This is a genomic window from Microbacterium sp. STRO-1N, assembly GCF_057748015.1.
In genome coordinates, this window is sequence record NZ_CM173234.1 from 477,553 (window position 1) to 490,143 (window position 12,591).

The window sequence follows — 12,591 nt, forward strand, 5'->3', positions numbered from 1 at the left end:
CGTGCAGACCCCCACCTCGCCGGGCCAGGCCCCGGACGAAACCGTATCGCCGGTGCGCAGGCTGCTCTCCGGGTCCTTCGGACGCAATCTCGGCCTGGTCCTGGCGCTGCTGGTGCTCATCATCGTCGGCGCGGTGACGTCGGACAACTTCCTCAACTTCGACAATGCCCTCGTGATCCTGCGGCAGGCGTCGATCGTCGGTGTCGTCAGCGTCGGAATGACCTTCGTCATCATCGCCGGCGGCATCGATCTCTCCGTCGGGGCGGTGCTGGCGCTGGCGTCCGTCGTCGCCTCTCTGGCGGCGATCCAGGACATCGCGAGTTCCACTCACTGGATCGTGATCGTCATCGTGGCGCTGCTCGTCGGCGTTGGTGCCGGGCTCATCAACGGCGTCGTGATCGCGTACGGCAAGGTCGCGGCCTTCATGGCGACCCTTGCAATGATGGTCGGTGCCCGAGGGCTCGCCGAGATCCTCGCGAACAACCGCACGCTCGTGCTGAGCGACCGGGACTTCGTGAAGGCCATGAATGTGGATCTGATCGGCGTCGACATCCTCATCTGGATCTTCGTCGTCGTCGCCGTCGCCGGCTGGTTCCTGCTCAACCGCACGACCTTCGGGCGTCGCACCGTCGCGATCGGAGGCAACCCTGAGGCTGCGCGTCTGGCCGGCATCAAGGTGAAGCGGCACACCTTGTGGTTGTACGCCCTCGTCGGACTGACTGTGGGCATCGCAGCCATCATGATTCTGGGCCGCACGACGGCCGGTACCTCGACGCATGGCATCCTGCTCGAGCTGGATGTGATCGCCGCCGTCGTCGTCGGTGGAACCCTGCTCGTCGGTGGTCGAGGCACGATCACCGGCACGGTCCTCGGCGTGCTGATCTTCGCGACGCTGTCGAACGTGTTCGTGCAGAACAACCTCACCTCCTCTGCACAGGCCGTGGCCAAGGGCGTGATCATCGTCGTCGCCGTGCTGCTGCAGCAGCGTTTCGCGGTCGGACGGGTGGGACGAGCGCGCATGGGATCCGGCGAGGGGATGACCGTCGGAGGCGTAAACTTCTCGGTTCCGAAGCAGAAATGAACAGACGCTGACGTGGCGGGTCGGAGACCGGGGTTCACGGGCGGCGAGGGTGAGAATGGCAAGCAACATCAACACCGCCGGAGTCGGCGAGCTGTTCCAGCTGCTGCGTGACGGTGAGCCCCGGACGCGGGCGGAACTGTCGAAGCGCTCAGGCCTTGCCCGTTCGACGGTCGCCGCGCGCGTGGACGAGCTCATGCGCAGGGGCCTGATCGCTCCGGTGGCCGACGCCGCCTCGACCGGAGGCCGACCGCCCTCGCAGTTCGCGCTGAATCCGAAGGCGAAGGTCGTGATCGCGGCGGACATCGGCGCCTCGCACACGACGGTCGCAGTCACGGATCTCGCCGGCACGATCCTCGCCGAGCGCACCGGCAGGCTCGCGGTCTCGCTCGGACCCGAGCCGGTGCTGTCGTGGCTCGCCGAGACCGCCAACGAACTGATCGCCGAGACCGGACTCGGCCACGATCATGTCGCCGCCGTCGGCGTCGGCGTGCCGGGGCCCGTCGAACACGCCACCGGGCGACCGGCGAAGCCTCCGATCATGCCGGGTTGGGACGGGTTCGACGTGCCGGGGTGGGTGCAGCAGCACCTGCAGGTACCGGTGCTGGTCGACAACGACGTGAACGTCTCAGCTCTCGGGGAGCGCGCGGCTGCGTGGCCGACCACTGACCACATGATCTTCGTGAAGGTGGCGACGGGCATCGGTGCGGGAATCATCTCCGACGGACGGCTGCTCCGCGGAGCGCAGGGCATCGCCGGTGACTTCGGTCATGTGCGCGTCGCGCGGGGAGCGGATGTGCCGTGCCACTGCGGGAACACCGGATGCCTCGAGGCTCTGGCATCCGGACCGGCGATCGCGCGCTCGCTCAGCCAGCGCGGCGTCGCGGCGGCCGACGGCGACGATGTCGTCGAACTCGTCAAAGCGGGCAACCTCGAAGCCATCCAGGCGGTGCGCCAGGCCGGTCGAGATCTCGGCGAGGTGCTCACCGCATCCGTGAGCCTGCTCAATCCGTCCGTCATCACCATCGGGGGTGCGATGGCGCGCGTCGGCGAGCACCTGATCGCGGGGGTCCGCGAGGTCGTCTATCGGCATTCGATGCCGCTCGCGACGGAGCATCTCGCGATCGTGCAATCGGTGACCGCAGGTGAGGCCGCCGTGCGCGGCGCGAGCCTGCTGGCCGTCGAGCACGCGCTGAGCCCCGAGATCCTGCCCCAGAGCTTCAACCTGACGGACTGACCCACGTCGCAGAACCCCGCGGGACGGATCCCGCGCGGCTACTCCGCGACGCGTGCCGCGATGTCGGTGCGGAAATGCGAGCCCTCGAGCGCGATCCGCCCGATCGCGTCGTAGGCCTGCGCCCGTGCCGCCGCGAAATCGGATGCCGTCGCCACGACGCTCAGCACACGACCGCCCGCGGCCAGCAGGTCGCCGCCTGGTGCGTCGGGTCCTGCCGTCGCCGCGTGCGCGATGTGGATGCCGTCGACGGCTGCCGCGTCGGCGAGACCCTCGATCGGCCGACCGGTTTGCGGCGACTCGGGGTACCCCTCGCTCGCGAGCACGACCGTGATAGCGACGTCGTCGGAGAATTCCGGCTGCGGCTGGTCTTCGAGGGTTCCGGATGCCGCGGCGAACAGCAGCCCGGACAGCGGCGTCACCAGACGCGGGAGTACGACCTGCGTCTCGGGGTCGCCGAAGCGGGCGTTGAACTCGATGACGCGCACGCCGGACTCGGTGAGGATGAGTCCCGCGTACAGCAGCCCGATGAACGGGGTGCCCTCGGCATCCAACTGTCGGATCACGGGCAGAGCGATCTGGTCGGTGACGAGCGAGACGAACTCCGCCTCACTGCCGAACTGATCGGCCAGCCAGGGCAGGGGAGAGTAGGCGCCCATGCCGCCGGTGTTGGGGCCCTCGTCGCCGTCGTACGCGCGCTTGAAGTCCTGCGCGGGGCTGAGGGCGCGCACGGTGTCGCCGTCACTGAGGAAGAAGAGCGAGACCTCGGGGCCGGAGAGGAACTCCTCCACGAGCACGGGTCCCTCGGGCAGGTAGTGCGAGGCGTGGGCGAGTGCTTCGGCGCGGTCGGAGGTCACGATGACGCCCTTGCCGGCGGCCAGGCCGTCGGCCTTCACCACGTGCGGCGCACCGAACTCGTCGAGCGCTGCCTCGACCTCGGCGACCGTGGCCGCACGCACCGCGCGACCGGTCGGGACGCCGGCGGCATCCATGATGCGCTTCGAGAACGCCTTGGAGCCCTCCAGCTGTGCGGCCGCCTTGCCGGGGCCGAACACCGGGATGCCGCGTTCGCGCAGCACGTCCGCGACGCCGGCGACCAGCGGGGCTTCGGGACCGATGACGACGAGGTCGATCGCGTTCGTGTTCGCGAACGACGTGACGGCGGCGCCGTCCAGCGGGTCGAGGGCGACAAGCGTCGCGTCCTGTGCGATGCCGGCGTTCCCCGGCGCGGCGAAGATCTCATGCTCCGCGGTCTCCGCCCGGAGGGCGAGGATGATCGCGTGCTCACGGGCACCGGAACCGAGGACGAGGATCTTCACGCTTCCAGCCTACCGAGACTCGTCCACGGCCGGTTCAGACCGTGACGGGGCGCTCGTCGCCGCGATCCCACGGGACGTTCCAGCCGCACGCCTCGAAGAGTCCGTCCAGCACCATCGCCGTGAAGCCCCACACGATGGTGCCGTCCACGTCGAACGCCGGTCCGCTGAAACGAATCGAGCCGCGTTCGATCACCGATGTGAACCGGGTCGCCGGATCCAACAGCTGTGCCACGGGCACCCGGAAGACCTCGACCGTCTCGGCGTGGTCGACGGCCGCGACACTGCTCGGCCGGCGCCACCAGCCGAGAACCGGTGTCACCCGGTGATTGCTCGCCGCCAACGGGATCTCGGGCAGCGTCGCGAGCACCTCGACTCCGGTGGGGTCCAGGCCGGTCTCCTCCTCGGCTTCGCGCAGGGCGGTCGCCGCGGCATCCGCATCGCCGTCCTCGCGCCCGCCGCCGGGGAAGGACACCTGACCGGGATGCGACGAGAGCGTCGACGCCCGCCGCTGCAGCAGGACGTCGAGATCTCGTGCGACCACGGCGTCCGGCGCCTGAGACGGGATGCTGTCGAGCACGCCGAACAGGATCAGCACCGCCGCTTCGCGAGCGGCGTCCGGGTCTGCGAGCCGCGGGAACGGACCGCCCCAGCCGTGGGATGCGGTCGCCGCCAGCAGCTCGGCGCGTGCGCCCTCCGGATGCTGCGGATCGGTCATGCTCCGAGCCTACGACGCGGCTTCGACACGCGGGCCGGACGCATCCCTCGCCGCGAGACGTGCTCTGCGGGGTGAGACCGACCCTGCCCGCGTACGTCTTACCGCACAACGGAAGTCTCGCGGGGTGGAGAGGGGAGCGAACCATAGGCTTCTCGCATGACGAGATCGGCGCGCGCAGTCGCACTCGCAGTCGCGCTGGGGCTGCTCACCGGATGCGCACCCTCCGCCGACGCGCTGCCGACCGGCGCTCCGCTCGACACGCGCGCCGACGCCGGACCGCGTGCGGAGTTCGTGGACGCCGGTGGATCCGGCGTCACGATCGTCGACGGCGACGACTGGACCCTGCCGGCATCCGTCCGCCCCGCGCCGAACTCCGGATTCTTCTCCGAGGAGACCAACGAGGACGACCTGGTCCTCGTGCACGCGGTCGATGCGACCTGGGCGCAGCTGCAGCCGACCGAGGGCGGGCCCGTCGACCGCACCGCGACCGGCGAAGCGCAGGGCATGGATCTCGCATCCCTGGACGGCCAGCTCGCCGAGCCGGGGGACTTCTGGATGCGCCTGTTCGCCAGCGGCGAGACGTGGGCCCCGGACTGGGTCGCCGAGGGCTGCGGCGTCTCGACCTACGGGCCGGACGACGACGGGCAGGAGCATCTCCCGATCTGGGACGCCTGCGTGTGGGGGCACCTTCTCGACACCTATCGTTCCGTCTTCGTCGACCTGGGCCTCGCCGAGAACCCGCGGCTGCGCTTCGTGTACGTGCCAGGAGCCTTCGACTGGGCGGAGTTCGACTACGACATCGTGTCGGATGCCGTGGCAGCCGGCGACCTCGATGAGAAGGCCTATCTCGACTGGTACGACCACGCCTGGACCGACCTCGTCGATCTGTTCGGCGAGAACTCGGACAGGCTCGTCTTCACGGGGGAGGACTATCCGTGGGGACCGTTCGGCGCGGCCGACGACCTGCTCGCCGCGGATGCCGTGGCCGACGGCCTCGGCATCCGCAACGGCATCACCGAGGTGTCGAACTTCCACCTGAGCGAGGCACCGGCGTTCGGCTCGCACGTGCAGCCCGATGGACATCTGGTCATCGATGAGACGCTGCCGATCCACGCGGGCGACCGGATCGTCGCGACCGAGAACGAGTGCTTCGACGCCTGCGGGTACGCGACGAGCGACCCGTACTACGCGGTGCGTCAGGCGAACCTGAAGGCGCTCCAGCTGCGCGTGAACTGGCTGTACGTCGTCCCCGAGGATTCGTATCTCGCCGAGAACCCGGAGCACTGGGACTGGACGCGGCTCTCGCTCGGTCAGAGTGCCGCGACGTCGGCGGACGCATGGGCGGCGTTCCGCGATGCCGAAGACACCTTCTGGGCGGACGAGGAGTTCCCTCGCGACTGGGACGCCCAGCCCTGGGTGCGCAACCTCGAACGCTGGCTCGTCCAGGTCGATGAGCCGGGCTCGATCGCGCACCGCACCGACGTCGACGTGCACACGGGAGACGTCGAGGCCGAGAACGGCACGGCCCATGAGGGGCTGTCGACCGATGTCGCCGCCGGCGACACCGGTTTCGTGCTGGAGGCGGACCCTCGATTCGCGGCATCCACGAGTGGTGACACCGTGCTGAAGGTGACATTCCTCGATACGGGCTCCGGCTCGTTCGCCGTCGAGACGGATATCGGGGCGTCCGCCGAGGTCGAACGCACCGGCAGCGGCGAATGGCGCACGGCGACCATCGCGCTGCCTGACCGCGCGGTGTCGGCCGACGCGACCCGGTTGCGCATCGCGCTCGCCGACGACGCGGACGATCTGGTCGTGCGCTTCGTCCGACTCGTGCGCGATCCCGCGTCATAGGCTGGAGCCATGGCGCGGAAGATCGACACGGTGGCCGGGCGAGCGGCGCTCGCCGCCGTCCGCGACGCGCAGGAAGCCGAGACCACGCCCGCCCGCACCGAACTCGCCACCGCCGTGCGCTATCTGCTGCAGCTGCTGGACGAGAAGGCTCCGGGCAACAGCGTCGAGGTCCGCGTCCCGCCGTTCGGCGCCGTACAGGTCGTGCAGGGCCCGCGGCACACGCGCGGCACCCCGCCCAACGTCGTCGAGATGGACGCAGCCACCTGGATCGCCGTCGCGACGGGGACGGAACCCTGGGCGGATGCCGCGGCATCCGGACGGGTGAGCGCCTCCGGCATCCGCGCCGATCTGGCCGATCTGCTGCCGCTGCGCCCGTAGCGACGTCCGAGCGTGCGCACAGCCGCACGGTGGGACAATGGATGCATGGCTCCCACCGATTCCCACGAGACCGTCGAGGCGACCGTCCGCCGCGTGCCGCGGTTCGGCGTGTTCATGGGGCTCGGCATCGTCCTCGGCATCATCGCCGCGGGCGTCGTCACGATGGTCGGCAGCTACGAGGAGTCGGCGGCGCTGGGTGTCGTCTATCCGCCGAGCCAGGTGTTCGGCTTCGCCCTGCTGTGGACCGTCCCGATCGGCCTCGCCCTGGGCGGCGTCGCAGCGCTCATCCTCGAGCGCACCGCGAGGCGCCACGACCGGGTCGTCCGCGTCGACCACGAGACCGTCATCACGGACGACGAGACCGCCTGAGCGTCAGGCGAGTTCGGCGATCACCGGCCGGATGGCCGTGTCGAACGCCACGACGTCCCGCCGCAGGCCATCCGTCACAGCGACCGTGAGCGCACCGATCCACCAGATCCCGCGCTGGGAGAACGGCAGCACCTGCACGTTCAGCTCGAACGAATGCGCACGCCGGCCGATGTCGCGTTCGAATTCGGCGATCGCCGATGCGTACGCCCGGTAGGCGTCTCCGCCGGTCGAGTTGCGCATCGTGTCGGAATAGCGTCGATGCGCTGCCCGTGCGTACTCCAGCGACGACTGCGCGTACGGTGCGATCGCGGCGCGCAGCTCCTCGGCTCCGGCCTGGGGGAGCGCGACGAGGGTGTCGAACCCGTCCACCAGCTCGAGCGGAACGGATGCCGGGTGCGCCCGCGGCTCGACCGTCATGTCCCAGTATTCGCGCCACTGCTTCTCGAGAGCGGGCGTGGCATCCACGGCATCCGGCGCCCGCACGGCGAGGTCGCGCAGGACGGGCAGGTCCTCCGGAGCGCGCACGCCGAGCTCCTGGCGGAGGGCGAGCGCGACGAGCACAGGGACGCTCGCATCCTCGCGAATGAGCCATTGCGGCTTGTCGGACATAGCCCCATCGTAGGAGGACTCCGAGGGCAGGGGCATCCGGGGATTCGCGGTCCCGTCCGCGGCGGTAGTCTTGAGGCGTGGCTGCCTCTCCCACCAATCCCTATGCCGAAGCCGGCGTCGACACCGCTGCCGGTGATCTGGCCGTCGAGCTGATGAAGTCGTCCGTGCGCGCGACGCACGGACCCGAAGTGCTCGGCGGTGTCGGCGGATTCGCCGGCCTCTTCGACGCATCGGCCCTGCTGAGCTATCGCAAGCCGCTGCTCGCGACGAGCACCGACGGCGTCGGCACGAAGGTCGCGATCGCGCAGGCGATCGACAAGCACGACACGATCGGCCAGGACCTCGTCGGCATGGTCGTCGACGACATCGTCGTCGTGGGCGCGAAGCCGCTCTTCATGACCGATTACATCGCCTGCGGCAAGGTCGTCCCCGAGCGCATCGCCGACATCGTGCGCGGCATCGCCGAGGGTGCTGCCGCCACGGGCACCGCCCTCGTCGGCGGCGAGACCGCAGAGCACCCCGGCCTTCTGGGCCCCCGCGACTACGACGTCGCCGGCGCCGCCACCGGCGTCGTCGAGGCGGATGCCGTGCTCGGCGCCGAGCATGTCGAAGACGGTGACGTCGTGCTGGCGCTCGGCTCCAGCGGGCTGCACTCCAACGGCTACTCGCTCGTCCGGCACATCGTCGCCGGCGCGGGCATCGGGTACGGCGACAACGCCGCCGATTTCGGCACCACCTGGGGCGAGGTTCTCCTCGAGCCGACCCGCCTGTACACGCTGCCGCTGCTGCGCCTCATCTCGTCGCTCGGCGGCGGCGTCCACGCGCTCAGCCACGTCACCGGCGGCGGCATCGCCGCCAACCTCGCGCGCGTCCTGCCGCAGGGCAGCTGGGCCCAGATCGACCGTTCGACCTGGTCGCCGAGCCCCGTCTTCCGCGTGCTCAGCGACATCGCCGGATCGTCGCTGGAGTCCGCCGAGGGCACGTGGAACCTCGGCATCGGCTTCCTCGCCGTCGTCGACGCCGCGAAGAAGGATGCCGCGATCACCGCCCTCGCCGCCGAGGGCATCCCCGCATGGCAGGTCGCGACGGTCTCCACCGGCGCTCGGCCGACCGGCGAATTCGAAGAGGGCGCCAAGGGCGTCGACGGCGGAGCGGTGCGCCTCGTCGGCGCATACGCGGACGGAGCGAAGTAATACCCCATGTGCGGCATCGTCGGAATCGTCGGGAACGCCCCGGTCAACCAGGACATCTACGACGCGTTGCTGCTGCTGCAGCACCGGGGGCAGGACGCCACCGGCATCGCCACGGCGGAGTCGACCGGCGTCATGCACATGGCCAAGGCCTCCGGCATGGTGCGCGAGGCCTTCCGCACGCGTGACATGCGGTCCCTGCTCGGCAACGTCGGCCTCGGCCACGTCCGTTACGCCACCAAGGGAACCGCGTCCAGCGAAGAGGAGGCCCAGCCGTTCTACGTGAACGCGCCGTACGGCATCATCCTCATCCACAACGGCAACCTCACCAACACGCGCGAGCTCACGGCCGAGATGGCGCACCGCTACCGCCGCCACCTGAACTCCTCGAGCGACACCGAGCTGCTGCTGAACGTGCTCGCCGGCGAACTGCAGGAGACGACGTCGCTGGTCGATCTCGACCCGGAGCGCATCTTCGAGGCCGTCACCCGGACGCATGAGCGCATCGAGGGTGCGTACGCCGTGATCGCCGTGATCGCGGGATACGGCCTGCTGGCATTCCGCGATCCCTTCGGCATCCGTCCGCTCATCCTCGGAAAGCGACCGTCCACGGTTCCCGGAGCCGAGGGGCGCGACGAGTGGGTCGTCGCCAGCGAGTCCCTGGTGCTCGAGAACGGCGACTACGAGGTCGTCCGCGACGTCGAGCCGGGCGAAGCCGTGTTCATCACGAGCGACGGAGAGCTCTTCACGCGCCAGTGCGCCCCCGTGACGCAGCTCGCGCCCTGCGCGTTCGAATACGTCTACCTCGCCCGCCCTGACTCGATCATGAACGGCATCTCGGTCTACGAGTCCCGACTGCGGATGGGTGACCGCCTGGCCGACACGATCGCCAAGCACGTCCCGCTCGACGAGATCGATGTCGTCATGCCGATCCCTGATTCATCGCGCCCTGCCGCGATGGAGGTCGCGCGCAAGCTGGGCATCGAATACCGCGAGGGCTTCTACAAGAACCGCTACGTCGGCCGCACGTTCATCATGCCCGGCCAGGCCGTGCGCAAGAAGAGCGTCCGGCAGAAGCTGAACGCGATGTCGACGGAATTCCAGGGCAAGAACGTCCTGCTCATCGACGACTCGATCGTTCGAGGGACGACCAGCAAGCAGATCATCCAGATGGCTCGGGATGCGGGGGCGCTATCGGTGACCTTCGCCTCCGCGGCACCGCCGATCCGGCATCCGCACGTCTACGGGATCAACATGCCGTCGCGTCACGAGCTGGTGGCGTACGGACGCACGATCCCTGAGATCGCCGAGGCCCTGGGCTGCGACCACCTGGTGTACCAGGAGGTCGAGGACCTCAAGGCGGCCATCACCGAGGGCTCGGCGCTCACCGACCTCGACCTCAGCCCGTTCGACGGCCACTACGTCACCGGAAGCGTCTCGGACGAGTACCTCGCCTGGGTGGAAAGCACGCAGACGTCGTGACGCCGGACGTGGGTGCACGTCCGCTCTGGCGCGGGCGGGCGCTCGCCGTGGTCGGCATCCTGCTGTGCGCGTTCTCGCTGCGGTCGGCCGTCGCATCCCTGTCGCCGCTGATCGGGCAGATCTCCGCGGACTTCCCGCTGTCCCCGACGGTTCTGGGCCTCATCGGCACCGCACCGCCGGTGTGCTTCGCGATCTTCGGGCTGGCGACGCCGTCGCTCGAGCGGCGTCTCGGGCTGGAGCGTGTCATGCTCGTCGCGCTCTCGGCGATCGTCGCCGGCCTCGTGCTGCGCGGGCTGTCGGTCGACGCCGTGACGCTGATGCTGACCACCGCGCTGATCTTCGCGGGTGTCGGCATGGGCAACATCCTCGTCCCGCCGCTGGTGAAGAAGTACTTCCCCGATCGGCTCGGGCTGATGATGACGCTGTACACGACCATGATGTCGGTGTCGACGTTCCTGCCACCGCTGGTCGCCGTCCCCGTGGCGGATGCTTCCACCTGGCGCGTGTCGATAGGCATGTGGGGCGTGTTCGCGCTCGCCGGTCTTCTTCCCTGGATCATCATGCTCGTGCGCGCGAGGACCGAGACGATGAATGCCGCGCCCGCGTCGTCGAGGGCGGACACCGGGGCCGAACTCGATCCTGTGACGCTCGCGACCGGTCCGATCCAGATCGCGCCGACGGGAGCACGCGTGTTCGCGCGCCTCGCCCGGCTTCCGCTCGCGTGGTCGATCGCGATCGTGTTCAGCGCCTCGTCGACCATGGCGTACGTGTCGTTCGCCTGGTTGCCGAGCATCGTCACGGGTGTCGCCGGAGTGGATGCCACCACCGCTGGGCTGCTGCTCTCGCTGTTCGCGTTCATGGGGCTGCCGTCGTCGTTGATCGTGCCGGTGCTCGTCGTGCGCTTCCAGGCGACCAGGGCGATCTTCCTCGTCGCCGCGGCGAGCGGCCTCCTCGGAATCATCGGGCTGCTGTTCTTCGCGAATCCGGTGACGGTGTGGATCTGGGTCGCCCTGTTCGGGCTCCTGCCGATGATGTTCCCGCTGGCGCTCGTGCTCATCAGCATCCGCGCGCGCACGCCGGAGAGCGCGGTCGGCCTGAGCAGTTTCGTGCAGAGCGTCGGTTACCTCCTCGCCGCGGCCTTCCCGTTCCTCGTCGGCATGCTGCACGATGCGACGGATGCGTGGACGGCACCGCTCCTCCTGCTCGCGGCCGTCGTGATCGCGTCCATCCCGTTCGGCCTCATCGCGGCGCGGCGCCGCACGGTCGAGGACGAGTGGGAGTCGCGGCACGGCCGCTGGTGAGACGCGACGCTTCCACGGGTGTGCGCCGGCGCCGGTCGGTGGTTGATAGGTTCGAGTCCGACCCGCGACACGAAACGGATGCCATGTCTCTCACCGTCACCCCGCTCACCCTCGGCACGTCCGGCCTCGGCCGTGGAACGGAACCGGGCTCGCCCGAGGAGGAGCAGGCGATCGTGACGGCGATCGACCTGCTCACCAGCCACCACGGATTCGTCGACACCTCCAACAACTACGCGGGCGGGCGCTCGGAGGCCGTCCTCGGACTCGCGATCGCCCGGATCGGGGCGGCGGCGGGGGAGAAGGTCATCTCCAAGGTCGACTGCGACCCCGACACGGGGACGTTCGATCGTGACCGCGTGCTGCGTTCCTTCGACGAGACGGCGGCGCGACTGGGCGTGGAGCGACTTCCGCTGCTGCACCTGCATGATCCGTACACCGTGACCTTCGACGAAGCGATGGCCCCGCAGGGCGCCGTCGCGGGACTGATCGAGTTGCGTGATTCCGGACGCGTGGACGCCATCGGCGTGGCCGCGGCGCCGGTGCCGCTCATGGCGCGCTACGTCGGCACCGGCGTCTTCGACGCCGTGCTGATCCACAACCGGTTCACTCTGGTGGATCAGTCGGCGGCGCCCGTCTTCGCGGACGCGCAGGAGCGGGGCATGACAGTCTTCAACGCCGCCCCCTTCGGTTCGGGCCTGCTGGTGACCGGAGCGCGCGACGGCGCGCTGTACGACTACCGCCCAGCCCCCGCGGACCTGCGCGCCTGGGTCGGGCGGCTGGAGGACGGGTGCGCCGCGCACTCGGTGCCGTTGGCCGCGGTCGCCCTGCAGTACTCCCTGCGTTCGCCTCTCGTGGATTCGACCGTTGTGGGGGTCGCGAGGCCGGGGCGGCGTGCGCAGTCGGACGAGCTCGTCGAAACGCTCATCCCTGACGCGCTCTGGGCGGAAGTGGATGCACTCGGGTCCGCACCGTCGCCGGTCGACGACAGCCGCTACGCCTGAGTCGCTGAGGCGACGGGCACCGTGAGAGGCCGGACCTCTCACGGGCCTTCGTCGACCCCGT

General features: G+C 69.7%; 12 protein-coding genes. 9 read left to right on the plus strand and 3 right to left on the minus strand.

Annotated features, from left to right (window positions below):
• The first annotated feature begins 1 nt into the window (after position 1).
• Together AC3ANJ_RS02375 and AC3ANJ_RS02380 are read left to right on the plus strand one after the other, a co-directional pair.
• Positions 2-1,081, plus strand: a complete 1,080-nt coding sequence (locus tag AC3ANJ_RS02375; protein ID WP_488319216.1) for an ABC transporter permease — start codon at positions 2-4, stop codon at positions 1,079-1,081.
• 55 nt (positions 1,082-1,136) lie between these two features.
• Entirely contained in the window at positions 1,137-2,315 is a 1,179-nt protein-coding gene (locus AC3ANJ_RS02380) for an ROK family transcriptional regulator (RefSeq protein ID WP_488318059.1), read from the plus strand.
• 38 nt (positions 2,316-2,353) lie between these two features.
• Here the strand turns inward: AC3ANJ_RS02380 and purD are convergent, their stop codons facing one another.
• Both purD and AC3ANJ_RS02390 read right to left on the minus strand, forming a co-directional pair.
• Positions 2,354-3,631, minus strand: a complete 1,278-nt coding sequence (gene purD, locus AC3ANJ_RS02385; protein WP_488318060.1) for a phosphoribosylamine--glycine ligase — start codon at positions 3,629-3,631, stop codon at positions 2,354-2,356.
• Positions 3,632-3,665: 34 nt separating this feature from the next.
• On the minus strand, positions 3,666-4,346 hold the full coding sequence (locus AC3ANJ_RS02390) for an NUDIX hydrolase (RefSeq protein ID WP_488318061.1): 681 nt from the start codon (positions 4,344-4,346) through the stop codon (positions 3,666-3,668).
• Between the two features lie 156 nt (positions 4,347-4,502).
• On the opposite strand from AC3ANJ_RS02390, the gene AC3ANJ_RS02395 reads away from it, so the two are divergent.
• Genes AC3ANJ_RS02395 through AC3ANJ_RS02405 form a run of 3 tightly spaced genes read left to right on the plus strand, consistent with a single transcriptional unit; the run spans position 4,503 to position 6,947 of the window.
• Positions 4,503-6,200 (plus strand): hypothetical protein, encoded by a 1,698-nt coding sequence (locus tag AC3ANJ_RS02395; RefSeq protein ID WP_488318062.1) that lies wholly within the window; start codon positions 4,503-4,505, stop codon positions 6,198-6,200.
• 9 nt (positions 6,201-6,209) lie between these two features.
• Entirely contained in the window at positions 6,210-6,578 is a 369-nt protein-coding gene (locus tag AC3ANJ_RS02400; RefSeq protein WP_488318063.1) for a sterol carrier family protein, read from the plus strand.
• 45 nt (positions 6,579-6,623) lie between these two features.
• Positions 6,624-6,947 carry a potassium transporter Trk gene (locus tag AC3ANJ_RS02405; protein WP_488318064.1) on the plus strand — a complete coding sequence of 108 codons (324 nt, stop codon included), beginning with the start codon at positions 6,624-6,626 and terminating at the stop codon, positions 6,945-6,947.
• Between the two features lie 3 nt (positions 6,948-6,950).
• Here AC3ANJ_RS02405 and AC3ANJ_RS02410 read toward each other — a convergent pair whose 3' ends face one another.
• A complete protein-coding gene (locus AC3ANJ_RS02410; protein WP_488318065.1) occupies positions 6,951-7,556 on the minus strand; it encodes a zinc-binding alcohol dehydrogenase in 606 nt (201 codons plus the stop codon).
• Between the two features lie 77 nt (positions 7,557-7,633).
• Between AC3ANJ_RS02410 and purM the strand changes: the two genes are divergently transcribed.
• From purM to AC3ANJ_RS02430, 4 genes are all read left to right on the plus strand, one after another.
• Positions 7,634-8,749: a phosphoribosylformylglycinamidine cyclo-ligase gene (purM, locus tag AC3ANJ_RS02415; protein ID WP_488318066.1), complete on the plus strand. Its 1,116-nt coding sequence runs from the start codon at positions 7,634-7,636 to the stop codon at positions 8,747-8,749.
• Positions 8,750-8,755: 6 nt separating this feature from the next.
• Positions 8,756-10,228, plus strand: coding sequence for an amidophosphoribosyltransferase (purF, locus tag AC3ANJ_RS02420; RefSeq protein ID WP_488318067.1), 1,473 nt, complete (start codon positions 8,756-8,758; stop codon positions 10,226-10,228).
• Positions 10,225-11,529 carry an MFS transporter gene (locus AC3ANJ_RS02425; RefSeq protein ID WP_488318068.1) on the plus strand — a complete coding sequence of 435 codons (1,305 nt, stop codon included), beginning with the start codon at positions 10,225-10,227 and terminating at the stop codon, positions 11,527-11,529. The genes purF and AC3ANJ_RS02425 overlap by 4 nt, the downstream gene beginning before the upstream one ends.
• Positions 11,530-11,612: 83 nt before the next feature.
• A complete protein-coding gene (locus tag AC3ANJ_RS02430; protein WP_488318069.1) occupies positions 11,613-12,530 on the plus strand; it encodes an aldo/keto reductase in 918 nt (305 codons plus the stop codon).
• Positions 12,531-12,591 lie beyond the last annotated feature (61 nt).

Excerpts from the sequence above, each read along its gene's own strand:
- AC3ANJ_RS02405 (WP_488318064.1), top strand. The coding sequence starts at position 6,624 with ATGGCTCCCACCGATTCCCACGAGACCGTCGAGGCGACCGTCCGCCGC.
- AC3ANJ_RS02380 (WP_488318059.1), top strand. The coding sequence starts at position 1,137 with ATGGCAAGCAACATCAACACCGCCGGAGTCGGCGAGCTGTTCCAGCTG.
- AC3ANJ_RS02430 (WP_488318069.1), top strand. The coding sequence starts at position 11,613 with ATGTCTCTCACCGTCACCCCGCTCACCCTCGGCACGTCCGGCCTCGGC.
- purF (WP_488318067.1), top strand. The coding sequence starts at position 8,756 with ATGTGCGGCATCGTCGGAATCGTCGGGAACGCCCCGGTCAACCAGGAC.
- AC3ANJ_RS02390 (WP_488318061.1), bottom strand. The coding sequence starts at position 4,346 with ATGACCGATCCGCAGCATCCGGAGGGCGCACGCGCCGAGCTGCTGGCG.
- AC3ANJ_RS02400 (WP_488318063.1), top strand. The coding sequence starts at position 6,210 with ATGGCGCGGAAGATCGACACGGTGGCCGGGCGAGCGGCGCTCGCCGCC.
- AC3ANJ_RS02410 (WP_488318065.1), bottom strand. The coding sequence starts at position 7,556 with ATGTCCGACAAGCCGCAATGGCTCATTCGCGAGGATGCGAGCGTCCCT.
- AC3ANJ_RS02395 (WP_488318062.1), top strand. The coding sequence starts at position 4,503 with ATGACGAGATCGGCGCGCGCAGTCGCACTCGCAGTCGCGCTGGGGCTG.